General features: G+C 74.3%; 23 protein-coding genes. 13 read left to right on the top strand and 10 right to left on the bottom strand.

Annotation, left to right across the window (positions count from 1 at the left end; translation table 11 throughout):
- Nucleotides 1-128: 128 nt before the first annotated feature.
- A complete protein-coding gene (locus ACFVHV_RS18975) occupies nucleotides 129-1,454 on the bottom strand; it encodes an MFS transporter (protein ID WP_380352247.1) in 1,326 nt (441 codons plus the stop codon).
- A gap of 470 nt (nucleotides 1,455-1,924) precedes the next feature.
- Complete coding sequence (locus ACFVHV_RS18970) at nucleotides 1,925-3,061, bottom strand: PP2C family protein-serine/threonine phosphatase (protein WP_380352245.1); 1,137 nt, start codon at nucleotides 3,059-3,061, stop codon at nucleotides 1,925-1,927.
- Nucleotides 3,062-3,245: 184 nt separating this feature from the next.
- On the opposite strand from ACFVHV_RS18970, the gene ACFVHV_RS18965 reads away from it, so the two are divergent.
- Nucleotides 3,246-3,428, top strand: a complete 183-nt coding sequence (locus ACFVHV_RS18965) for a hypothetical protein (protein ID WP_380352243.1) — start codon at nucleotides 3,246-3,248, stop codon at nucleotides 3,426-3,428.
- A gap of 38 nt (nucleotides 3,429-3,466) precedes the next feature.
- Here the strand turns inward: ACFVHV_RS18965 and ACFVHV_RS18960 are convergent, their stop codons facing one another.
- Nucleotides 3,467-4,132, bottom strand: coding sequence for a maleylpyruvate isomerase family mycothiol-dependent enzyme (locus tag ACFVHV_RS18960; protein ID WP_380352241.1), 666 nt, complete (start codon nucleotides 4,130-4,132; stop codon nucleotides 3,467-3,469).
- A 71-nt stretch (nucleotides 4,133-4,203) separates the two neighbouring features.
- Here ACFVHV_RS18960 and ACFVHV_RS18955 point away from each other — a divergent pair, with 71 nt between their 5' ends.
- On the top strand, nucleotides 4,204-5,325 hold the full coding sequence (locus ACFVHV_RS18955) for a LysR family transcriptional regulator (protein ID WP_380352239.1): 1,122 nt from the start codon (nucleotides 4,204-4,206) through the stop codon (nucleotides 5,323-5,325).
- Here the strand turns inward: ACFVHV_RS18955 and ACFVHV_RS18950 are convergent.
- The gene (locus tag ACFVHV_RS18950) at nucleotides 5,238-6,392 is read right to left on the bottom strand and encodes an erythromycin esterase family protein (RefSeq protein WP_380352238.1); all 1,155 of its coding nucleotides are present in this window, start codon (nucleotides 6,390-6,392) and stop codon (nucleotides 5,238-5,240) included. The two genes, ACFVHV_RS18955 and ACFVHV_RS18950, sit on opposite strands and share 88 nt — an antisense overlap.
- 169 nt (nucleotides 6,393-6,561) lie before the next feature.
- On the opposite strand from ACFVHV_RS18950, the gene ACFVHV_RS18945 reads away from it, so the two are divergent.
- Nucleotides 6,562-7,281 (top strand): TioE family transcriptional regulator, encoded by a 720-nt coding sequence (locus ACFVHV_RS18945; protein ID WP_380352236.1) that lies wholly within the window; start codon nucleotides 6,562-6,564, stop codon nucleotides 7,279-7,281.
- Nucleotides 7,282-7,315: 34 nt separating this feature from the next.
- Nucleotides 7,316-7,735, top strand: coding sequence for an SgcJ/EcaC family oxidoreductase (locus ACFVHV_RS18940; RefSeq protein ID WP_359900846.1), 420 nt, complete (start codon nucleotides 7,316-7,318; stop codon nucleotides 7,733-7,735).
- Nucleotides 7,736-7,835: 100 nt separating this feature from the next.
- Here the strand turns inward: ACFVHV_RS18940 and ACFVHV_RS18935 are convergent, their stop codons facing one another.
- A complete protein-coding gene (locus ACFVHV_RS18935; protein WP_359900894.1) occupies nucleotides 7,836-8,690 on the bottom strand; it encodes an AfsR/SARP family transcriptional regulator in 855 nt (284 codons plus the stop codon).
- 279 nt (nucleotides 8,691-8,969) lie between these two features.
- Nucleotides 8,970-9,680: a ScbR family autoregulator-binding transcription factor gene (locus ACFVHV_RS18930; protein WP_380352234.1), complete on the bottom strand. Its 711-nt coding sequence runs from the start codon at nucleotides 9,678-9,680 to the stop codon at nucleotides 8,970-8,972.
- 461 nt (nucleotides 9,681-10,141) lie between these two features.
- Between ACFVHV_RS18930 and ACFVHV_RS18925 the strand changes: the two genes are divergently transcribed.
- Nucleotides 10,142-11,140: a ScbA/BarX family gamma-butyrolactone biosynthesis protein gene (locus tag ACFVHV_RS18925; protein ID WP_359900840.1), complete on the top strand. Its 999-nt coding sequence runs from the start codon at nucleotides 10,142-10,144 to the stop codon at nucleotides 11,138-11,140.
- 307 nt (nucleotides 11,141-11,447) lie between these two features.
- Complete coding sequence (locus ACFVHV_RS18920; protein WP_380352232.1) at nucleotides 11,448-11,978, top strand: DUF5959 family protein; 531 nt, start codon at nucleotides 11,448-11,450, stop codon at nucleotides 11,976-11,978.
- 7 nt (nucleotides 11,979-11,985) lie between these two features.
- On the opposite strand, the gene ACFVHV_RS18915 is transcribed toward ACFVHV_RS18920, so the two are convergent.
- Nucleotides 11,986-12,279 (bottom strand): hypothetical protein, encoded by a 294-nt coding sequence (locus ACFVHV_RS18915; protein WP_380352231.1) that lies wholly within the window; start codon nucleotides 12,277-12,279, stop codon nucleotides 11,986-11,988.
- A 73-nt stretch (nucleotides 12,280-12,352) separates the two neighbouring features.
- Here ACFVHV_RS18915 and ACFVHV_RS18910 point away from each other — a divergent pair, with 73 nt between their 5' ends.
- Nucleotides 12,353-13,021 carry a response regulator transcription factor gene (locus ACFVHV_RS18910; protein WP_380352229.1) on the top strand — a complete coding sequence of 223 codons (669 nt, stop codon included), beginning with the start codon at nucleotides 12,353-12,355 and terminating at the stop codon, nucleotides 13,019-13,021.
- A gap of 96 nt (nucleotides 13,022-13,117) precedes the next feature.
- Here ACFVHV_RS18910 and ACFVHV_RS18905 read toward each other — a convergent pair whose 3' ends face one another.
- The 3 genes from ACFVHV_RS18905 to ACFVHV_RS18895 form a co-directional block, all read right to left on the bottom strand.
- Nucleotides 13,118-14,431 carry a sensor histidine kinase gene (locus ACFVHV_RS18905; protein WP_380352227.1) on the bottom strand — a complete coding sequence of 438 codons (1,314 nt, stop codon included), beginning with the start codon at nucleotides 14,429-14,431 and terminating at the stop codon, nucleotides 13,118-13,120.
- 162 nt (nucleotides 14,432-14,593) lie between these two features.
- Nucleotides 14,594-15,985, bottom strand: coding sequence for an ABC transporter permease (locus ACFVHV_RS18900; protein ID WP_359900823.1), 1,392 nt, complete (start codon nucleotides 15,983-15,985; stop codon nucleotides 14,594-14,596).
- Between the two features lie 5 nt (nucleotides 15,986-15,990).
- Nucleotides 15,991-16,755, bottom strand: a complete 765-nt coding sequence (locus ACFVHV_RS18895) for an ABC transporter ATP-binding protein (protein ID WP_380352254.1) — start codon at nucleotides 16,753-16,755, stop codon at nucleotides 15,991-15,993.
- A 174-nt stretch (nucleotides 16,756-16,929) separates the two neighbouring features.
- Between ACFVHV_RS18895 and ACFVHV_RS18890 the strand changes: the two genes are divergently transcribed.
- From ACFVHV_RS18890 to ACFVHV_RS18865, 6 genes are all read left to right on the top strand, one after another.
- Entirely contained in the window at nucleotides 16,930-17,109 is a 180-nt protein-coding gene (locus ACFVHV_RS18890; RefSeq protein ID WP_380352225.1) for a hypothetical protein, read from the top strand.
- The gene (locus ACFVHV_RS18885; RefSeq protein WP_380352223.1) at nucleotides 17,106-17,834 is read left to right on the top strand and encodes a hypothetical protein; all 729 of its coding nucleotides are present in this window, start codon (nucleotides 17,106-17,108) and stop codon (nucleotides 17,832-17,834) included. Before ACFVHV_RS18890 ends, ACFVHV_RS18885 begins: the two co-directional genes overlap by 4 nt.
- A 62-nt stretch (nucleotides 17,835-17,896) precedes the next feature.
- A complete protein-coding gene (locus tag ACFVHV_RS18880; protein ID WP_380352222.1) occupies nucleotides 17,897-18,802 on the top strand; it encodes a ketopantoate reductase family protein in 906 nt (301 codons plus the stop codon).
- A gap of 177 nt (nucleotides 18,803-18,979) precedes the next feature.
- Entirely contained in the window at nucleotides 18,980-19,375 is a 396-nt protein-coding gene (locus tag ACFVHV_RS18875; RefSeq protein ID WP_380352220.1) for a hypothetical protein, read from the top strand.
- A gap of 497 nt (nucleotides 19,376-19,872) precedes the next feature.
- Nucleotides 19,873-21,606: a peptidoglycan-binding protein gene (locus ACFVHV_RS18870; protein ID WP_380352218.1), complete on the top strand. Its 1,734-nt coding sequence runs from the start codon at nucleotides 19,873-19,875 to the stop codon at nucleotides 21,604-21,606.
- 19 nt (nucleotides 21,607-21,625) lie between these two features.
- Nucleotides 21,626-22,117: a hypothetical protein gene (locus ACFVHV_RS18865; RefSeq protein WP_380352216.1), complete on the top strand. Its 492-nt coding sequence runs from the start codon at nucleotides 21,626-21,628 to the stop codon at nucleotides 22,115-22,117.
- Nucleotides 22,118-22,287: the final 170 nt, after the last annotated feature.

Raw genomic sequence — 22,287 nt, 5'->3', positions numbered from 1 at the left:
TCGAGGGGGGATCGGCCGGTGCCCTGCTCGGGTCCGGGACGTGCGGGGATCAGGTTCGGTCGGCAGAAGGGATCGGGTTCGGTCGGCAGGAGGGGTTCGGGTGCGGAAGGCGCGGGTGGGGCGGCCGGTCAGGACGTGCCGGGGCTCACCGCGCTCTCCTGGTCGGTGGCGTCCGCCTCCGCGTCCGCGTCCTGCCCGGCCGTACGGTCGGGGCCCGGCAGCTCGCGCATCCGCCGCAGCGGGGAGAGCAGCAGCGGCAGCGGCACCAGCAGGAAGCCGGCGGCGCAGAGCCAGAGCGCGGTGCGCGGCCCGGCCGCCTCGGCGACCACGCCGCCGATCAGGGCGCCGATCGGCAGGGTGCCCCACACCAGGAACCGCATGGTGGCGTTCATCCGGCCGAGCAGCTCCGGCGGGCAGATGCTCTGCCGGAAGCTCACCTGGGCGACGTTGTAGGCCACCGCGCCGAACAGCACCACCCCGGAGGCCAGGCCGAACAGCACCACGCCCGCACCGCCTCCGGACAGCGGCCACAGCAGCGCGAACGGCGCCGTCACCACCGTGGACAGCCAGATCAGCCGGGCCTGTCCGATCCACCGGGCGAGTTGCCCGGCGCACAGCGCGCCGGCCAGTCCGCCGACGGCGGAGACCGACAGCAGCACGCCGATGGCTCCCGGCGACAGGTCGAGCACCCTCACCCAGAACACCGTCTGCACGGCGGTCAGCACGGCGGAGAACAGGTTGGACGTGGCGGTGGCGGTCGCGATCGCCCGCAGCAGCGGGTGGCCGAGCACGAACCGCACGCCCTCCCCGACCTCGGCGCGCAGCGAGCGCCCCGGCTCGGGCTCCGGCCGCGGCTCGTCGACCTTGATCCGGACGAGCAGCAGGGCGGAGGCGAGGTAGCCGCAGGCGTCGGCCACGATGGCGAGCGGCGCCCCGAGCAGTTGGACCAGCCCGCCGCCGAGTCCCGGCCCGGCGATCTGCGCCGAGGAACGGACCGTCTCCAGGGCGCCGTTGCCGCCGACCAGTTGCTCGCGCGGCAGGACGGCGGGCAGGAAGGACTGGTGGGCGACGTCGAAGAAGACCGTCGCCACCCCGGTGACCAGCGCCACCAGGTAGAGCTGCGGCATGGTCAGCACCCCGAGGGCGGCGGCCGGCGGGATCGACCCGACGGCCAGGCAGCGCACCACGTCGGCCCGGATCAGCACCGGAAGCTTGCGCATCCGGTCCAGCCAGGCGCCCGCGGGGAGGCCGACGAGCAGGAAGGCGGCGGTCTCGGCGGCGGTCAGCAGACCGACCTCGAACGGCGTGGCGTCGAGCACCATCACGGCCACCAAAGGAAGGGCGACGAGGGTGACCTGACTGCCCGTCTGGGCCGCCGCGGCTCCGGTCAGCAGGAGCCGGAAGTCGCGGTGGCCGAGCAGACGGGCCTGGCGGGGGCTGGGCTTCTCGTTCATCGGTGCGACTCTCGGTCACCCCTTCGACACGGGGCAAGCACCAGGTCCGTTTCCGGACGGAACGCAGGTCGGCCGAATCCCGCCACTCCCCCGGCCCGCCTTTGCGCGCTCCTTATGGCCGCTTCTCCTGCCCTCACGCCGCCCGCGGCGTCCGTCGGCCTAGGCGGCACCGGCCGACGGGCACTCCGACCGGCTCCGGGCCCGTCCGTCCATTTCCTTGTCCGGTATTCGGACGCCGTCTTTCCAGCCACCGGACGGAGACGCTCAACTTGGCCGGATTCCATGGAGTGCAGTCCGACCGTCATCTCATCGTGATACCGGCGTGACCGTAGCGAGCCGTAGACAAGGTGACCGGACGGTCACGGACCACCCGTGCCCGACCCGGTCCGCCACCCGTCCCGCCCCCGTTCCGCCGACCGGTTCGCCGCCCCCGTTCCACCGACTGCCGACCACCGACCGACGGCCGCCAGTCAGCCGTCCGACTCCGCATCCGCCTCTGTCCCCGCCTCCGCCCGACGGGTGATCGCCAGCACCGCCATGTCGTCGTCCCTGGGCCCACCGGTCCACCGCTCGACGTCCGCCACCAGCGCGTCCAGCACCTCGCCGGGCCCGGCGAACGGCCCCAGCGGGGCCAGCCCGAGCACCGGGTCGTAGAACTCCCCCGCCGTGTCCCGGGCCTCGGTGACCCCGTCGGTCACCAGCAGCAGCGTCCACCCGGGCAGGAACGGCCGGCTCTCCGGCGCCGGGCGCGCCACGCCCAGTCCGCCCATCCCCAGCGGCAGCCCCGGATCCGCCGCGTCCAACCGGCGCACCGGGGGCTCGCCCGCGCCCCGCGGGTACGGGTTCAGCAGGTACGGGCCGGGGTGCCCGCAGTCGAGCGTGCGCACGCTCTCCTCCCCCGGCGGGAACTCCACCAGCAGCGCGGTGATGAACCCCTCCAGCCGCAGTTCCTCGCTCATCCGCTCGCTCTCCCGCAGCAGCGAGTCCTCCAGCGCGTCCGCGAGCGCGGCCAGGTCCGGCAACCGGTGGGAGTCCTCGCGGAAGGCGCCCAGCAGCACCGAGACCGCCCCGACCGCGTGCAGCCCCTTGCCCCGCACGTCGGCGATCAGCCCGCGCACGCCGTACGGGGTGACCTGCAGCGCGTACGCGTCGCCCCCGATCAGCGCCTCGTCCTGAGCGGCCCGGTAGCAGGCCGCGACCGACAGCCGCCCCACCTCCGCGGGGGGCTCCGGCAGCACCGCCCGCTGCGCCGCCTCGGCCACTGACCGCACCCGTGCCAGCCGGCGCCCGTGCCGGGCCACCACCCGGTTCACCCCGATGCCGAGCAGCGCCGCGAACGCCGTGTTCGCCAGCTCCAGGAAGCCGGCCCCGGTCCCGATCGACCCGTCCTGGGTGGACAGCAGCAGGATGCCGAGGACATTGGCCGCCCCCACCGCGACGGTGTCCCGCAGCGCCAGCAGCGCGCCCGCCAGCACGGCGGCCGCCGCCAGCAGCGGATCGCCCCAGTAGTCGGTCGGGTCCAGCGCGTTCCACACCAGCCCGCCGGCGGTCAGCAACCACGGCGCGACCCGCACGTACGGGGGCCACTGCACGGACCTCGGGGCCATCGGCGACCTGGCTTCCGTCTCACCACCATCCGGAAGGACTTCTTCCGATCGTAGTCACGGGCCCCCGGAACCCGCACGACGGCCGCCGGGCACCGGCTGGAACTCGGCGTGATCCCCACCCACTGCCCACCCGGACGTCCGGTTCGGCGACGCTCCCGAACCTGAGGGCGGCTGGCCTCTCCCGGTGGAGTACGTCCGGCTGGGCCTCGGCGGGCCCGCCCCACGCGACCCGGAGGACGCGGACGGCACCGGCGGCGCGGACGGCACGGACGGCACGGGCTCCCGGGCGACGGTGATCCCGGACCGCGCCCAGGTCGAGCTGATGCACGCCACCCTCACCGAGTGGCTGAACACCGACCGCCGGTAGCGTGCCGTTCGCCCGTACGCCTGTACGCCAATCCGCCGCTACGCGGCGTCGGCCGTGAAGCGTCCCGCGCCGGGCCCCGCCAGCAGGCCCTCCGGCACCCGGCGCCCGTACGCGAGGAGCAGCAGGTGCTCCGCCCGCCCGGTCACGGTGAGCGACCCGTCGCCGTACGCCCAGGCGGTGTCCGTCGCCACCAGCCGGACGCCGTCCAGCCGGGCCCCGAAGAACCGCAGGGTGCGGGGTGAGACACCGGCCAGCAGGGCCTTCGTCCGCGCCACCGGCAGCCGGACGGGCAGGCCGAGCGCCACCGTGATGTCGAGGCCGTGGACGACGTCGTGGGCGAGGGCCGCGATCGGGCCGCCGACCGGCGGACGCCAGGGGTGGTCGGCGTGGTCGGCCATGGCGGCGGCGAGTTCGCGCTCGGTCATGGCGGCCGCGTCGCGGCGGGCGATCCGGTCGGCCATGCGGTGGACGTTGCCGCCGGAGCGGGCGAGTTCGAGGAGCGTGCGCGCCGTCGAGTGCCGGAAGCCGGTGCTCATGTGCGCGGCCACCTCGCGGATCCGCCACCCACCGCACAACGAGGGCGAGTTCCACTCCTCCGGGGCGAGGTCGGCGAACACCCGGGCGAGCTCCCGGCGCTCGGCCGCGATCTGCTCGCGGATCCAGTGGATCTGCCCGGTGTCCTGGTTCTGCGGCACGGTTTCCATGCGCCCAGCCTGCGGCCGGAACCGCACACCCGTCCAAGACCGGGAAGTTCTGGCACTTATGATCGGGAGTTATGGAACTGCGGCAGCTCCAGTACTTCGTCACCGTCGCCCAGCACGGCAGCTTCACCCGGGCCGCGCGGCTGCTGCACCTCACCCAGCCCGGGGTGAGCTCCCAGATCCGGCAGCTGGAACGGGAGCTGGGCCACCCGCTGCTCGACCGCTCGGGCCGCACCGTACGGCTCACCCCGGTCGGCGAGGCGGTGCTGCCGCACGCCCGGGCCGCGCTCGCCTCCGCGGCCGCGGCCCGCCGCGCGGCCCAGGAATTCGGCGGGCTGCGGCGCGGACACGTGCGCCTGGGCATGGTCGCCGGGGCGGCCCTGACCCCGCCGTCCGAGCTGGGGACCTTCCCGGGACTCGCCACCACGCTCGCGGCGTTCCGCCAGGAGCACCCCGGCATCGACTTCTCGCTCACCGAGGACACCACCGCGCGGATGCTCTCCGCGCTGCGCGACGGCCGGCTGGACCTCGCCGTCGTCGGCCTGCCCACCCCGGGGAACGGGCGGGAGGGCGACGACGGCGGGTCGTCGCTGAGCGGGCTGGCGCTGCACACGGTGCTGGAGGTCCCGCTGGTCGCTGCCTGTCCGGTGGACCATCCGCTCGCGGACGCCTCGGGGGCGGGCTCCGTCAACGGCACGGGCACGGGCGCGGGCTCCGCCGGGGGCTCGGGAAGCGGGGCCGGTGTTGCCGCCCCCGGCCGGGACGCGCTGCCGGTCGCGGCGCTCGCCGGACACCCCCTGGTGAGCACCCCGCGCGGCACCGGCCTGCGCACGGCGCTGGAGCGCGCCCTGGCCGAGGCCGGCGTCGAGGCGACGGTCGGCGTCGAGGCGGCCGCGCCACCACAGTTGGCCGAGCTCGCAGCGCACGGCCTGGGCGTGGCCGTGCTGCCGGACCCGGGCCCGCTGCCCGGTCTGCGGGTGCGTCCGCTGACCGATCCCGTCCCCCGGGTCCGGATCGCGCTCGCCTGGCCGACCGGACAGCCCTCCTCGCCGCCGACCGCCGCCCTGGTGGCCCACCTGCGGCGGGCCTACCCCGGGCCGGCGGCCGCTCAGGCTCCGGCCGTCACCGCCGCGCCGTCGGCGATGTGCAGCAGCGCGGCCGCGCCGTCGAGCACCTCCCGGTCGAGCGGGAAGTAGCCCTGTCGCGGGACGGTGTCGGTGCGGGTACGGGCGTCGGCCGGCAGCGCGGTGTCCGTCAACTCCCAGGCAGCACCGCGTCCCCGCAGGTGGGCCTCGTACGTCCCCGGCGCCGGCTCGGCCAGTCCGATCGCCTCGCTGCGCCCCAGGCTCCCGGCGACGAAGGCGTAGCGCTCGCCCAGCAGCGTGCCGACGGTGTGGCCCGCGCCGGTCCACCGGCAGTCCAGCTCGCCCAGCGCCCAGGCGCTCGGGTTCCGCTGCACGTGCCGGTTGTGGGCGAAGAGCAGGGTCGGTCCGCGCCGGGCCTCGATCTCGCGGATGTCGAGGAGGTTCTGCGCCATCAGCGCGTCCCGCACGCCGAGCAGGGCGCTGATCCGGGCGCTCGGGGTGCGGCCCCGGACCGCCGACTGGGCGTGGTAGCGCAGCAGTCCGATCCCGGCGGCCAGCCGGGCGCGGGCCTCGTACCATTCGGCCGGCGAGGTCGATCCGATCAATTCCGGTGCCCGCATGTGGAGTTGGAGGAGAAGGTCGTCGGCGAGGCAGCGCAGCCGGGCGGCGTCGGCGGTGTCGCCCGGCGACTGGGCCGGGTCCGTCACCGCCTCCGTACGGCTCCAGCGCTCGTCCTCACCCGCCGCACCGGCGACGTCGAGATCGAGCCCCAGGTAGTCACGGGCGTGTTCGAGGTAGCGGCGCGGGCTGGGGGCGCTGGTGTTCTCGGTCGGGATGTCGAAGCCGTGGAGGGCCAGCCGCTCCCCGGACGGCCGCTGCCGGTTGAACTCCCGCATCCAGGCGACGAGTCGGCGGTTGGGGACGAGTTCCCCGAAGCCGTGCGTGAAGCCCTTCCGCATCGCCGATTCGAGAGTGCCGACACCCTCCCGGACGTAGGCGTCCACGGCGAGGGCGGCCACCCGGTCGGTCTCCAGGGCGATCGACCGGAAGCCCCGGTCGACCAGCCCGGCGAACAGCTCGTTGCGGACCAGCCCGAACGCCGGCTCCTGGTGCGTCGGCTCGCCCAGCCCCAGAAGCTCGCACGCGGGAGTGATGAAGTCATACACGTCCTGGTTCATGGACCTCAAGCGTATCCTTGAAGGAACGGTTGAGACTTTTCCCGCTTCTGCCGCCAGGCCGCCGACGAAAGCCTCAAACAGCCCGAACGGTCGATCGGCTTCGCACACCCCGCCTCACCCGGCCCCACCTCGCCCCACCCGACCCGGAACGGGAGACGACCGGACGACCATGCGACCCTCCGACCTCGCGCGCGAGCACGGCATCTCGACCCAGGCGATCCGCAACTACGAGCGCGACGGCTGCCTCCCGCCCGCCGAACGCACGCCCACCGGATACCGGATCTACACCGAGCTGCACGCCGCCGCCCTGCGCGCCTACCTCGCCCTCGTCCCGGCGTACGGGTACGCGACCGCGGGCTCGGTCATGACCGCCGTCCACGCCGACCGGATCGGCGAAGCCCTCACCGAACTCGACCGGGGCCACGCCCAGTTGCTGCGCGACCGGGAGACCCTCGCCGCCGTCCGCGAGGCCGTCGGCCACCTGACCGGCGGCGCCGCCGCCGGAACCGGGCTCCCCGCAGCGCCCGGCCCCCGCTCCGTCGGCGAGGTCGCACACCGACTCGGCGTCACCCCCGCGACCCTGCGGGCCTGGGAGGCCGCCGGCATCCTCACCCCGGCCCGGGACCGCACCACCGGCCACCGCCGCTACCTCCCCGCCGACGTCCGGGACGCCGAACTCGCCCACCTGCTCCGCCGGGGCGGCTACCTGCTGGACCACATCGCCACCGTGCTGCGGCAGATCCGTACCGCGGGCGGCACCGGCGAGCTCGCCGCCGCCCTGGACGGCTGGCAACAGCGCCTGACCACCCGGGGCCTGGCGATGCTCACCGCCTCCGCCCGCCTCGACGACTACCTGGGGCTGCGCACCGGAACGCCCCGACCGGCTTGACCTCAAGGCCACTTGAGGTGCCAGAGTGATCCACATGAACACCGAAGCAGCAGTTGACGCGCAGGCCGCCCCCGAGGCGGACATCCAGGCCATCGAACGGGTCGTGGCCGCCGTCGAACGCGCCCAGCGCGCCAAGGACCCGGACGCGTTCCTCGCACTGTTCCACCCCGAGGCGATCTGGACCACCGCGCACGGCAAGGTCCTCCTCGGCCTGGACGCGATCGCCGAGTTCACCCGTGCCGTGCTGCCCGCCGCGACCTGGGACGGCGACGTCACGTACGAGCCGGTGCACATCCAGTTCCTTCGCCCCGACGTGGCCGCCGTCAAGGTCCGCCAGGTCTACCGGTCGCCGGAGGGGGACTCGGAGGGCGCACCGCTGTACGTCATGACCAGGCAGGACGACGGTCGGTGGCTGCTGCACGCCTGCCAGAACACCGGCGTGCTCGCCGAATAGCCACCGGGCCCGTCGCAGTCCGCCCCTGCCCGTCCCCACCCGTCCCGCCGGACGCCGGCGCCGCGCCCCGGGTCGGCCGGCCCGGCCCGTCCGGCCCGGCTCAGCCGACCCGGGTGAGCCGGGCGGTGCGGGCGCCGGCGCCGTCCGCGAGCGCGACTGGCTGTTCCTGGTCCGCGCGTTCGGGGCCGGCGAGCAGGATGGAGCGCTGGAGCCGCCGCAGCGCCGCGGACGGCTCCATGCCCAACTCCCTCACCAGGGTGTTCCGCAGGCGCTGGTAGGCCTCAAGCGCCTCGCCCCGCCGGCCGGAGCGGTGCAACGCGATCATGTACTGGCCGTGCAGGCTCTCGTGGGTTCGGTAACGGTCGATCAGGACGGTGAGTTCGGCGAGCAGCACCCGGTGCCGGCCGAGTCGCAGGTCGGCCTCGATCCGCTGGTCCAGTGCGCAGAGCCTGATCTCCTCCAACCGTCTGGCCTCGACGGCGAGTTGGCCGCCGACCGGGACATCGGCGAAGGCCGGGCCGCGCCACAGCGCGAGCGCGTCGGCCAACTGGCGGGCGGCGAGCGGGAAGTCGCCCCCGTCCATGGCGCGGTAGCCGTGCCCGGCGAGGCGGTCGAACTCCTGGAGGTCGACCAGTCCGCCGCCGCTGTTCAGCATGTAGCCGCCGGCCGAGGTGACCAGGACGTCCTTCGCGCAGGAGGCCCCCGGGCCGCCGTCGCCCTGGGCGAGCGCCCGGTCGATGAGGTCGCGCAGTTGGAGCACATAGGTCTGCACGGTGGTGCGGGCACTGCGTGGCGGGCGGCCGGACCACAGCTCCTCGGCGAGGACTCCCGCCGGCACGACCTGATCGGCCCGTAACGCCAGCAGGGCGAGCACCTGCCGCGGCTTCGGCGCCGACGGCACCACCGACGCCCCGCACAGTCGGACCCCCAAGGACCCCAGCACCCGGATCTCCACGACGACCACCCCATATCCAGACGGATCGGCGGCCCCGACGGCCGCCGGCCGGGCGGGTGCTCCGCTGCTCACCGTCCACGCAGGTCCGCTGGAAGGTCGGTCGAGCACCCGAGCCCATCCAAAAACAGGACAGACGGTTTGTCAATACAAAACCGAACGCGCTGTTTGTTTTTGGGCGGAGCAATCCCCACTGGAACCGGACGCCGGACCGCCCGTCCGACCCCGAACCGCTTCGGACGAGGCCCGCACGGACCACCCGGGCCGTCCCGAGCGCCCGACTCAGGAGGGTCCGACGCCGGCCGCACCCGCCCCGGCCGGGCCGCCCGCCCCGCCCGTGCCGGACTCCGCCACCCGGGCCGCCGCGAGCTCCGCGACCACCCGGGCGCCCCGGTCCACCGCGAGGTCGAGCGTGGCCAGCACCCCGGGCACCGCGATACTGGGCATCACATGCTGGTACAGCGCGGAGATCCGGCGCTCCAGATCCGCCCGGCCGGACATCTTCTGGGACTGGATCTGCACCCCCGTCCAGGCCCCGGTGACCAGCCAGGCCGTCTCGGCGGGCACCACCTGGGGCAGCAGCTCACCGCGCCGGCCCGCCGTTTCCAGCACGCTCTCGGCCCGCTGGATCCAGCCGGGCGCCGCACCGCCGCTGAAGTCTCCGAACACGTCCTGGCCGAGGGAGAGCCGCGCGCCCGCGCTCAGGACCGGGTCGCGCGGCATGAGGTGGGCGACCACCATCCCCAGGTCCACGAACTCCTGGAGCTTGCACTGCCGTTCGGGGATCTCGTCCCGGCCGAACTGCTCCTCCACGACCCCCTGGGCGAGCTCCCGCTTGGAGGCGAAGTGGAAGTACACCGCGCCGCGGGTCACCCCGGCGCGGGCCACGACCTCGCCGATCGTCGCCCCCTCGTACCCGTACTCGTCGAAGACCGACGCCGCCGCCTCCAGGATCAGTCGACGCGTCCGGACCGCCCGCTCCTGTCGCACCACCGCAACCACCCCACCCGAAACGCTCGGCAAACAAAACCAAACACCCCGTATCTTACCCGCCGCGGTCGACGGGGGTCCCTGCATCCCAGGTCACATAGGGCCGTCCTCAAGCGGACTAAAACCGCGTGGACGGTATGGGACGAACAGATGGCCGACATCTCGCCGCCAGCCCCCATATCCGGAACAACAGCTCCCACTTGTGCCCGGGGGGACGACGAACGATCCAGTCATAGCAATGAACCTGACAACTTTGGCCGTCGACATTCCCACAGGTCAAGCAGGCCCACCCGGTGAACCCGATCTCGGGGCGGCGACCGGCACACACCCACCGTGCCCGACCGAACACGCTCGGCCGCCGACGAACCTTTGTTCTGGCTCCTTGAAAACCAAACCGGTAGGTACGTATCTTACGAGCCCTGAGCAGCCCACCCCGCCCATCACGGCCTTTCGGAGCGCTCCCCATGACTCTGCTTGCCTTCCGCACGCCCGCCTCCGCCCTCGCCACCGGCCCGGACTCCCGGACGATCCCCGGCCCGGCCGCAGCAGCAGCTCCGGCGCCTCGCCTGACCAGCACCGTCGCCAAGGAGTACGTGCACCGGGCCTGCCACGCCGAGGTCTTCATCACCGGCAGCGAACAGCTGACCGACACCGCCTTCGCCGTCACCGCGCAGTGGCCGCGGGCGCACACCTTCTTCTGCACGCCGGACGGCACCCGGCACGACCCGATGCAAGCAGCTGAAACGATCCGCCAGGCCGGCCTCTACCTTGCCCACACCCGGTTCGGCGTACCGCTCGACCACAAGTTCATGATGTGGAACCTCGACTACACCACTCGGCCGCGGCAGTTGCCGATCGGAGCGGCGCCGACCGACCTCACCCTGGAGATCCAGCTCCTCGCCCAGCCGCGCCGCTCCGGCACCACGGTCGACTTCACGCTGGAAACCGTCGTCCGACGGGGCGCCCAGCTCGCCGCCACCGGGTACGCCCGGTTCACCACCGTCCCGGACTCCACCTACCAGCGGCTGCGCCGGGGGCGCCAGGACGCCGAGCACCCCGCGGCGCCGACCGTGACCGCCGAGCCGCTCCCGCCGGCCCGGGTCGGCCGACTCCGCCCGAGCGACGTCGTCCTGACCCCGGCCGACGCCCCCGACAGCTGGCACCTCACTCCCGACTTCCGGCACCCGATCCTCTTCGACCACGCCAACGACCACATCCCCGGCATGGTCCTGCTGGAGGCGGCCCGGCAGGCGGCCAACGCCCTGAGCAGCCCGGTCACCGTGACCCCGGCCGCCGCGGCCACCACCTTCCACCGGTACGCCGAGCACGACGCGCCCACCACGATCACCGCCCGGCACACCCCCGGCGAGGAGCCGGACAGCCTCACCACCACCGTGACCGGCCACCAGCACGGCGAACCGATCTTCACCACCGTGCTCACCGGCCACCCGGACCACCGCTGACCCGACGGCCACCGCCGCGCCGACCGGGCAGCCGGTACGGCCCGAGCAGCGGTCCGCACCCGCCGCACCACCGGACGCACCCGCCACCCCGCCACGCGGACGGCCCGCCCCACCTACCCGGACCGGCGGGCCGTCCGCGTCCGGCAGGCCGTCCGCGTGCCGACGACGCTTGCCGGGGCGCGCCCCCTGGCACAGGGCGTTTCCCGCCCGTCGGCGACGACCGGAACATCCCGATTCCGGGCTGGCACCGGGGCGAACACCTGCGCAAGGATGTCAGCCCCTGATCCGCTGCCAACAGGAGCACGCCGTGAGCGAAGTCGCTTCGCAGCAGAACGAGTTGATAAGACTGACCGACCGCCCCGGAACCGACGACGCCCCCGGCCGCGACGGGCGGACCGGCGGCCGGAACGTCCGGGTACGGGTGCTCGGACGGCACGCACCGGGCTCCCTGCTCGGACACGACTGGCTGGACTGCGAGATCACCGTCACCGCCGACTCGGTGCGCGGGCAGTTCGTCACGCTGGTGACCGACCGCCATCTCACCCAGTGGGAGACGGATTTGGAGCGGCTGGGGCGCGGCGCCGCGGTCCGCTGGCTGGACGAGGAGCACGGCCCGGAACTGCGGATCGAGCCCGCGCGGCCGGGCGGGCTCTGGGTGACCGTCTCGGACGCGGAGGAATCGGGCGTCACGCTCCGGGTCGTCCTCTCCCCCGCACCGGACTGGCTGGACGAGCAGCGCGCGCTGCTCAAGCTCGTCCGGGAGGCCTATCCGGCCGAGGTGGTCGAGCTCGCCCCGGGACTCCACGCCTGGCGCGGAACCCCGGTGGAGGAGAGCTGATCATCCGTCACCCCCGAGTCCGTACTGGCCGTCCCAGCCGGCCGAGCGAACGGTCGGGCACGGTGAGGAGGAAGAGCAGGACCGCGCCGCCGAGCATGAACAGCGCGAGGCGGTGCAGCCCGCCCGTGGTGGCACCGTGCGGGAAGAAGGCGGCGTTCGCGGCCGAGGCCGCCATCGCGCCGAGGTACATGAAGGTGCGCAGCAGCCCGGCCGCCGAGGCGATGGCGGCCGGGTCCGCCTGGTGGTAGAGGGCGGTCTGGGTGCCGAGCCCGATCAGCCCCTGCGAGACGCCCGCCAGCACACCGACCGCGAGTCTGGACCGTCCAGTCTGGACTGAAGGATTTCCCGGGAACGGAGAGCCGGATAATGACGGCATGATCGACAATCAGCTCCGCGTCGTCCTCGCCGAGGATTCGGTGATCCTCCGGGACGGCATGGTCGAACTCCTCACCGCCCGTGGGTGCGCGGTGGTCGCCACCGCCGGTACGGCGCCCGAGCTGGTGGCCGCCGTCACCGAGCACCGGCCCGACGTGGCCGTGGTGGACATCCGGATGCCGCCCACCCACACCGACGAGGGCATCCGGGCCGCGGTGGAGATCCGGACCGCCCTGCCCGAGGTCGGCGTCCTGGTCTTCTCCCAGCACGTCGAGACCGTCTGGGCGGCCCGGCTGCTGGCGGCCGGCGCAGCGGGCATCGGCTACCTGCTCAAGGAGCGGGTGGCCCGGACCTCCGAGTTCGTGGACGCCCTGCACCGGGTCGCCGCGGGCGGCACGGCCCTCGACCCGGAGATCGTCAACGGCCTGATGCACGGCGGGCGGCGCAGCCGGGTGGACGCGCTCACCCCGCGCGAGCGGGAGGTGCTGGAGCTGATGGCGCAGGGGCACTCCAACCGCTCGATCGCCACGCTGCTGACGGTCTCGGAGCGGGCGGTGGAGAAGCATGTGGCCGCCGTGTTCGGCAAGTTCGACCTGCCCGCGACCGACGCCGACAACCGGCGGGTCAAGGCCGTGCTCGCCTACCTCGCGGAGAGCGGCGCCTCCTGAGTCGACGGACCCGGAACGACGACGCCCCAAGGTCGGCGACCCCGAGGCCGGCAGCCCCGGAGGGCAATGGCCCCGAAGGCAACGCCCGCGCCCCCGTCAGAGCCGGCCGGGCAGCTCGGCACCGACCACCGTCGGCCCACCGGGCGGGCTGTCCACCCGCAGCGTCCCGTCCACCGCCGCGAGCCGTTCGGCCAGGCCGGCCAGGCCGGTGCCCGCGCCGATCGCGGCGCCGCCGCGCCCGTCGTCGCGGACGGTCAGCCGGACCCTCCCGTCGGCCGCGGTGACGGTCAGCTCCGCCGACCGCGCCTCGCTGTGCTTGGCCACGTTGGTCAACAGCTCGGCCGCGCAGAAGTAGACGGCCCGCTCGATCACCTCCTCCGGACGCTCCCGCAGGTCCAGCCGGACGTCGACCGGCACCGGAGAGGTTGCGGTCAGCCCCGGCAGGGCCTGGGCCAACCCGCCGTCCAGTGCCACCGGGTGGATGCCCCGGGTCAGCCGGCGCAGGCCGGCGATGGTGTCGTCGGTCTGCCCACGGGCCCGATCGACCAGGGTGCGCAGCCGCCCGAGGTCGGGCCCGCCCGAACCGGCCGGTCCGCCCGCGGAGGGAACACTCCCGGTGGGAACACCCTCGGTGGGAGCACCCCCGGCCGGTCCGCCCGCGGAGGGGACGCCCGCCGCCAGGACGTCGTCGGCGAGTGACAGGGTGATGGCGAGCGCGACCAGCTGCGCCTGGGTGCCGTCGTGCAGGTCGCGTTCCAGGCGCCGCAGCCGGTCGGTGTTCTCGGCCAGCAGGGTGGCCCGGGCGTTCTCCAGCTGACGCACCCGCTGCTGGGAGCGCACCGGCCCGAGCAGGGCACGGACGAGCGTGCGGTCCGCTCCGCCGAGGGCGCGCACCGCGGCGGGGACGACGGCCAGCACCGCGAGGCCGATCGGGACCGCTCCCAGGTCCAGCAGGCCGATCGACCGCGGGCCCGGCTCCATCATCCGCACCCAGAGCGGAAAGCCCACCAGCCAGACGCTGCCGAGCGGCAGCACGACCACGGCGAGGAACCCGAGCACGCCCAGCGGCAACCGCAACACGAGGTAGAGCAGCGTCCGCCAGGCCACCGGGTCGGTCAGCACCGCCCGGCCCCGGGCGAACACCCCGGACGGGCGCGGCAACAGCGGCGGCGCGGGCACCTCCTCCCGGAGCAGCCTCCCGACCAGCCACCGGTGCAGCCCGCCGAGCCGCCTCGCCCCGAGCAGCGCGGCGACCACGAACGGCAGGCCCAGCACGGTGAGCGAGAGCAGCGCCCCGGCGTAGAGGACCGCGACGGCGTACACCCCGCCGAGCACCCCGAGCGGCAACCCGAGCACCGCGAAGGCCAGTTCGCCGCCGCTCACCGACCGGTACCGCCACCGCTCAGCCACCGTCCACCTCACCGTTCACCCTCCGGCCGGCCTCCAGCATCCACCAGACACCTCCGGAGCCACCGCACCCACCTGCCCCTCAAACCGGACGGCCCTTCGAACCACCACGGCACCGACCCAGCGGCCCGCCCACCGTCGACGCCCGCCTCGGCCTCCCTCGTCTCACCGCCGTTCCCCGCCCGTCGACGCCACCGCCGAGCCGCCGACCGCCCACAGCCCCGTGCCCACGATCCCCGGTACCGTGAGCACCGCCGCGCCCAGCACCACCCGGGCGCAGGCCGCGCCCGGCACCACCGGGACCACCGAGCCCGTCACCGCCAGGCTGAACGCCCCCGACGCCACGGCCGCCACCGCCGCACCGAGCAGCACCCCGATCGCCGTGGTCAGGGCCGCCTCCACGGAGAGCATCCGCAACAGCTGCCGCCGCGTCGCCCCGACCAGGCGCAGCAGCGCGAACTCCCGGCGCCGCTCGGCGGTCAGCGCCACCAGGGTGTTGACCGTGGAGACCGCCGCGAAGCAGACCAGCAGTCCGAGCTCCATCTCGCGCAGCCAGATGTCGCTCTCCTTGGTGACGCTGGTCTCGGCACCCGTCGCCCGGGCCACGTGCTCCGCGGTGCTGGTCAGGGTCAGCATGGTGCCACAGAGCCCGACCAGCAGCGCGACCGGCACCACGGCCGAGGAGAGCCGGGCCGCGTAGCCGCGGAGGTTGGCGTCCGCCAGCCAGCCGGCCCTGGGCACGAGCGCCCGTGCCGGGGCGCCGAGCACGACCGCCAGGCCCTTCGCCGCCACCGGCCCCAGCAGTCCGACCGCGACCAGCAGCACCAGCGAGCCGAGCAGCGCGGCCTGCCCCGCCTTGTCCAGCTCTCCGGCCGGCCGGCTCGCGGCCAGTCGCAGCAGCAACCCGCCGCCGGCGAGCACCGCCACCCCGGCGAGCACCCGCAGCGCGCCCGTCCGCCGCGGCCCGCCCGCGCCCTCGGTCAGCGCGACGGCCGGGGCGGGCCGGGTGATCCGGCGGGCCGCGACCGCGGTGGCCGCCAGGCCGACCAGCAGGGCCACCCCGAACCCGACCAGCGCCGGCACCGGCGCCCCGGGTATGCGGAGCCCGGGTGCCGCCATGCCGCGCCGCTGGAGCGCGGCGAGGAAGGCCCGGGCCGCGAGGAAGCCCGCCAGGCCGCCCGGCACGGCCACCAGCAGGGCCGTCGCCACCACCTGCGCGCGCACCACCCGGCGGACCTGACGGGGCGTCGCCGCGACGGTGCGCAGCAGCGCCAGCTCCCGGTGCTGCTGGCGCAGCGTGAAGCCGAGCGCGTTGACCACGACGAACAGCGCGACCAGGACGGCGATCTCGCCGAACGCGCCGGCGATCAGCACCAGGCCCGGCCCGGACACCGTCGTCCGCGACACCGCGGCCGGTGCCGTGACCTGCGCGGCGACCAGCGACCCGAACAGCGTCACCGCCGCCACCGCCAGGAACAGCGCCGTTCCCAGCCCGGCGAAGGAGGCCGGGCGGCGGCGGATCTGCCCCGCCGAGAGGCTCAGCACGGGACTGCTCACGGCGCTCACCCGCCCAACCGGCTCAGCCGCTCGCCGACCTGCGCGGCCGTCGGCCTGATCAGCTCGTCCACCAGCAGGCCGTCGGCGAGCAGCAGCACCCGGTCCGCGTACCCGGCGGCGACCGGGTCGTGGGTGACCATCACACAGGTCTGTCCGTCGACGTCGACGCCGGCGCGCAGCAGGCCGAGGACCTCCTGCCCGGTGGCGCGGTCCAGTGCGCCGGTCGGCTCGTCGGCGAACAGCACCTCCGGCCGGGAGACCAGGGCCCGGGCTATCGCCACCCGCTGCTGCTGACCGCCCGACAGCTGCCCGGGCCGGTGCCGCTCGCGCCCGGCCAGCCCGACCCGGGCCAGCGCCTCCCGCACCGCGCCCCGCTCCGGCGGCCGCCCGGCCAGCCGCCCGGGCAGCTCGACGTTCTGCGCGACCGTCATCGCGGGCATCAGGTTGAAGGCCTGGAACACGAACCCCACCCGGGTGCGGCGCAGCTCCGCGAGCCGCCGTTCGGGCAGCCCGGACACCTCGGTGTCGCCCCACCGCACGGTGCCCCTGGTCGGGCGGTCCATCCCGGCCAGGCAGTGCAGCAGGGTGGTCTTGCCGGATCCCGAGGGCCCCATCACCGCCGTGAACGTCCCCGGCGCGAAGCCCACCGACACCCCGCGCAGCGCCCGCACGGCCGCCGCGCCGCGCCCGTACTCCCGGTGCAGCCCGACCGCGCTCAGGGCCGCGCCCGTCATCCCGTCGTTCGCCGCCGTGGTGGCGGCTGTCGTCATCCCGTTCATGCCCTCCATCGTGGGCGTCCGGGGCCGGGAGATCGATTGTGCTGGCACCCGAATCCGGGGTTCGGAAAACCGAACCCCGCAGGTGGTGCTACGCCCCCTCGGGCCTCTTCCGCCCGTCCCCACCCCGCCTCCCCTCGAATCCGCCCGACGGGGAATCATGATCCGGTGACCATCGACCTGCTGCCCGACCGCGTCCTCCGGCTGTCCGCCCCGGGCCGCGAGCCGCACCGAAAGGAGCCGTTCTCCTCCGGCCCCCTCCCCCTCCCCGCCCCCGCAGAGCACGACGCACCGACCGAGCACGACGCACCCACCGAGTACGACGCACCCACCGAGGCCGCCGCATGATCCCCCTCCCGACCGGCACCGCCACCGGTCCGCACGACGCCGCCTACCTGCCCCGCCGCCGGCTGTCCCCGCGCCCGGCCGAGCGACCGATCACCGCACCGGTCCCCAAGCTCGGCGGCGAGCCGTACTGGCTGGCCGAGCCCACCTGGCCGCTCGACCCCACCACCGGCGAACCGCTGGTGTTCATCGGGCAGTTCCCCGTCCCGGGCGAGCCCGGCCGGCTGGCGTACCTCTTCCTGGAGGAGGAGGGCGAGATCATGGGCGGCCTCGACCCGGAGCGGGGCGACGGCCTGCTGCTCGTCCAGCCGGGCGGGCGCATCCCGCCGTTCGCCGTGATCGGCCCGCCCGGTACCCGGGGCCGTACGCTCTGGCGCTGCGAGGCCGACGGCGAGCGGACCCCCGTCGAGTACCACCTGGACGTGGTGCCGCTGTCGGACCACGTCGACCGGGCGATGGACCAGCGGGCCGCCTTCCAGCGGTACCGGCGCGACGAAGGCCCCGAGGTGCCCTTCCCGGACGGCGACCACGTGTACGACCACCTCGGCGGAGACCCGTCCTACGCGAACGGCCGGGCCCGGGTCCCGGCGCCCTGGCAGTACCTCTTCGCCCTCGCGGACGCCCCGGACGAGGGCGATCCGTACTTCCTCAACTTCGGTTACGGCAACGGCTTCGGCTTCCTCAGCCCGGACGGCCTGGAGGGCCGGTTCTTCTGGGAGGCGTCGTAGCCGGGCCCGCCCCTCCGCCTCCCCCTCCTTTCACCCACCCACCCCCACCCACGGGAGTCACCATGACCACCACCCCTCTGACCGTCGCCGTCCTCGGGCCGGGCGGCGTCGGCGGACTGATCGGCGGGCTACTCGCCCGCGACGGCCACCGGGTCGTCTGCCTGGCCGGCGAGGAGACCGCGGCCGCCGTCCGGCGGGACGGACTGCACGTCCGCAGCGGCCGGTTCGGCGATTTCACCGCCCGGGTGGAGGCCGCGACCGAGCTGCGCGAGCCGGTCGACGCGGCCTTCGTGACGGTCAAGGAGACGGCGCTGGCCGCCGCCATCGACCGGATGCCCCCGGAGGTGCTCGGCACCGGGATCGTGGTGCCGCTGCTGAACGGCCTGGACCACATGGCGCTGCTGCGCGAACGCTACCCGGCCGGGCGCGTGGTGGCCGGCACGATCCGGGTCGAGGCCACCCGGACGGCGCCCGGGAGGATCGAGCACACCAGTCCGTTCGCCGCCGTCGAGCTCGGCCCGACCGCCGAACCGGCCTCCCCCGTGGCCGGGTTCGCCGAACGGCTGCGCCACACCGGGCTGGACGTGACGCTGCGCGAGGACGAGACGGCGATGCTGTGGGGCAAGCTCTCCTTCCTCGCCCCGTTCGCCCTGCTCACCACCCGCCACGCGAGCGGGATCGGCGCCGTGCGCGCCGAGCACCGGGCCGAACTCCTCGCGGTGCTGGACGAGATCACCGCCGTCACCCGGGCGGTCGGCGCGCCGGCGGACGCGCAGGCGCTGCTCACCTCCTTCGACCGCCTCCCCGCGGCGATGAAGTCCTCGATGCAGCGCGACGTGGAGGCCGGCCGGGCGACCGAGCTGGACGCCATCGGCGGCGCCGTGCTGCGGGCGGCCGACGCCCACGCCGTGGCCGCCCCGACCATCGCCCGCCTGGTGCGCGAGCTGTCCGGGTCCGCCGACCGGTAGGACCGGGAGAGGTGTTCACCCCACGCACGGCGCCCGTGGGGTGAACGCCCGCTCGCCTTCCCTCACATGACGGAACCTCACCTTCCACGGTGGGCAAAGACTTTCCCAACGGTTCACCCGGTCTTCCGGAACCTCCGCACGGCGGAACGGCGTTGATACGGCGGGAGGGATAGAGACATGACAAGGAAGCCGTACCGATTGGCCGCCACCACGCTCGCGCTGCTCCTCGCGGCCCCACTGTTCACCGCGTGCGACGCCGACAAGGCCCTGGACTGCGGAAAGCGGGCGATCAGCCTCACCGGCGACGTCCAGGACCTCGCCGATTCGGCGATCAACATGGGGCAGATCACCGACGAGAGCCGCCGCAACCACACCGTCGAGGCCTTGCGGAAGGTCGCCGACGACGCCAAGAAGATCCGCCAGGACGGCGGGGACAAGATCGACCCCGCGGCCGACCGGCTGGCCAAGGCCGTCAACGACGCGATCGACCGGGTCTCCAAGGGCAAACAGCCCGACTTCAAGCCGATCACCGACGCCGCCGGCGACATCGGGAAGGCGTGCACCGACTCCTGACACGCCGGCGCGCTTCCCGGTTCCCGCACGCCCGCCGCCCGCCCCATCGCGCTCCCGGCCCGGCACACAGCCCGGCCGGGGGCGCGATGGGCTTGCAGGCCGTCGCGGACCCTGCCGCATCGTTCACGAGCGCCGGCCACCCGCACCGCTGCCACGGCATGCGCAGGGCTCACCCGTTGACGGAACGGGGCAGCCAGGACCGCCCCGCACCCGCTCCCACCCCGGCCGGCCCGACCACGCGCCCCTGACCACCGGACAGGCCCCTCTGAACACCCTCGCTTCGGCGTGTCGTCCGGCAAATGTGCCAGTGGCACAGGTCTGCCGAACGGACCACTCGCAGGAGGCCCGCAGAATCAACAGAACACCTTCAAATCAAGAGAGTTGACGCTCAGTCAGTTGTCATGTGGAGTGAACATGACGCTCTGGCCGGCGTCGGCGCCCCGGGGGATGGGGCCGGTCGGCCGTGGCTGCCATCGGCGCAAAGGGGGAGCATCCTGATGGCATACGCGAAGGGTTATGACGTCTCCGACTTCCAGTCGGGCATCCCGGGGGACGCGGAATTCGTCTTCATCAAGGCCACCGAAGGCGGCCACACCGGCCAGTCGGGGTACACCGACAAGCTCGCGGACGCCCGGGGGCGCGGGCTGGTGGTCGGGCACTACCACTTCCTGCACGCGGAGAACCCGGTCGACGGTGAGGTGGAGCACTTCTGCCGGGTCGTGGGGCAAGTGCCCGCGGGCGAGCTGCTGGTGCTGGACTTCGAGCCGTACGGACAGTCGGTCGGCGACGGCGACGCGACCGAGGCGAAGAACCGGTGGCTGGCGGCGGTCAAGCAGCGTTACCCGGACCGCCTGGTCGGGCTCTACACCAACCGGGACTACTGGTTCCGGACGGACGACAATGCCGGTGACTTCCTGTGGATAGCGGACTACGTGCCCGCGGGCTCGCCGCGGATCCAGGCGTCCTGGCGCTTCCACCAGTACAGCGACGACCCGCTCGACGCGGACGTGTTCAACGGCTCGCTGGACGAGTTGCGGGCGTGGGCCGGCGCCGGCCGGACCCCGGACCCCGAGCCTCCCGCGCCGACCCCGACCCCGGGGCCGCAGCAGCCCGACTGGCCGGGGCTCCAGCTGGTGCCCCGGGACCAGTGGGGCGCGCAGCCCTGGCGCGAGCCCAACGGTTCGATCCCGTACGCCGGTCCGCGCGCCGGAGTGAAGGTGCACTATCTCGGCACGGCGTACACCTTCGACAGCCACGACACCTGCCCGGCCTACGTACGGCGCCTCCAGGCCTCGCACATGGACGACGACGGCTGGTCGGACATCGGCTACAGCTTCGTGGTCTGCGAGCACGGCCACGTGTTCGAGGGCCGCGGGCTGAACCGGCGCAACAGCGCCAACGGCGACGTCCCGCTCAACGAGGCGCACTACGCGGTGTGCGGGCTGGTCGGCGCCTCCGGTTCGACCGTGCCCACCCCGGACCAGCTCAACGGGCTGCGGGACGCAATCGAGTACTGCGAGCAGCGGGGCCCGGCGGGCCCGGAGATCAAGGGGCACCAGGACGGCTACTCGACCGACTGCCCCGGCCCGGCGCTGTACGCCTGGGTGACGTCGGGTGCGCCGCGCCCCTCCGGCACGGTGGTCACCCCGCCCCAACAGCCCGCGCCCCAGCCGGACCCGACCCCGGCCCGGTACCGGAACAGCGTCGGCGGCCTGCCGTACGGCTACGGCGCGCACGGTCCGCAGGTCACCCTCGTCGGCGAGGCGCTGGTGGCGGCGAACTTCGGCTCGCACTACAACCAGGGCCCCGGCCCGGACTGGACCGACGCCGACACCCTCAACTACGCCGACTTCCAGCGCAGTCTGGGCTACTCCGGCGGGGACGCGGACGGCGTGCCCGGCGAGGCCTCGCTGCGCCGGCTGCTCGGCGGGGCCGTCCCGCTCGCCGAGGTGTCGAAGTCGAGGGTGGTCGCGGCGGCCCGCCAGGACCCGGACGCGACCCAGGGCGCCACCACGTACCCGGACGACGTGTACACGGTGGAGCGGGCGCTCGTCGCCGAGGGGCTGCTCGACCGGCAGTGGGCCGACGGCTCGTTCGGCACGAAGACCGTCGACGCCTACGCCGAGTTGCAGCGCCGGTACGGGTACAGCGGGCAGCAGGCGGACGGCATACCCGGCATCAACTCGCTTACCCGGCTCGGCCAGGCGCACGGCTTCACCGTCGTCGGCTGACACCGGCCGAGGAGGACAGATGTACCAACTCGCCCTGTCCCTGTGGCGCACGTGCGTGCCCTACATCGTCGCGTTCCTCGTGGTGCAGGCCGCGCGGCTCGGCATCCACCTGGACAACGCCTCCGTCACCTCCGCCCTGGTCACCGGCTTCGGTACGGTCTACTACGCCGCGTTCCGGTTCCTGGAGCACCGGTTCGGCGCGAGCTGGGGCTGGTTCCTGGGGGCCGCCCGGCCGCCGTCCTACCAGCCGGCGGTCCCCGCGCCCACACCCGCACCCGCCGCACCCGCGCCCGCACCCGCCGCACCCGCGCCCGCACCCGCCGCACCTGCGCCTGCGCCGTCCGCACCCACGCCCGCACCGGCGCCGGAGCCCGCGCCCACGCCCACGCCCGCACCCACGCCCACGCCCACGCCCACGCCCACGCCCGCGCCCGCGCCCGCGCCCGCAGCGACGCCGCCGGACCCCACGCCGGCCCGACCCGACTACCGGAACCTGCCAGAAGGCGGCTGACGGGCACCCGCACAAGGGTTGCGGACCACCATATTCCGCAACCCCGAAATCAGGCCCAGTAATACAATTAGCCTTTCACGTTCAGGTCTTGACGAATTGTCACCTGAATCTGAGACTGAGCCTGCCACCAATGCATCCGGATCCCATTCCACGGCCTCTTGATGCACGAA

It is taken from the genome of Kitasatospora sp. NPDC127116 (genome assembly GCF_042677365.1).
GTDB classification, from domain to species: Bacteria; Actinomycetota; Actinomycetes; order Streptomycetales; family Streptomycetaceae; genus Kitasatospora; species Kitasatospora lactacystinica.
Note: the sequence above shows the minus strand (reverse complement) of the source record. Positions and strands in the feature narration are given on the sequence as shown.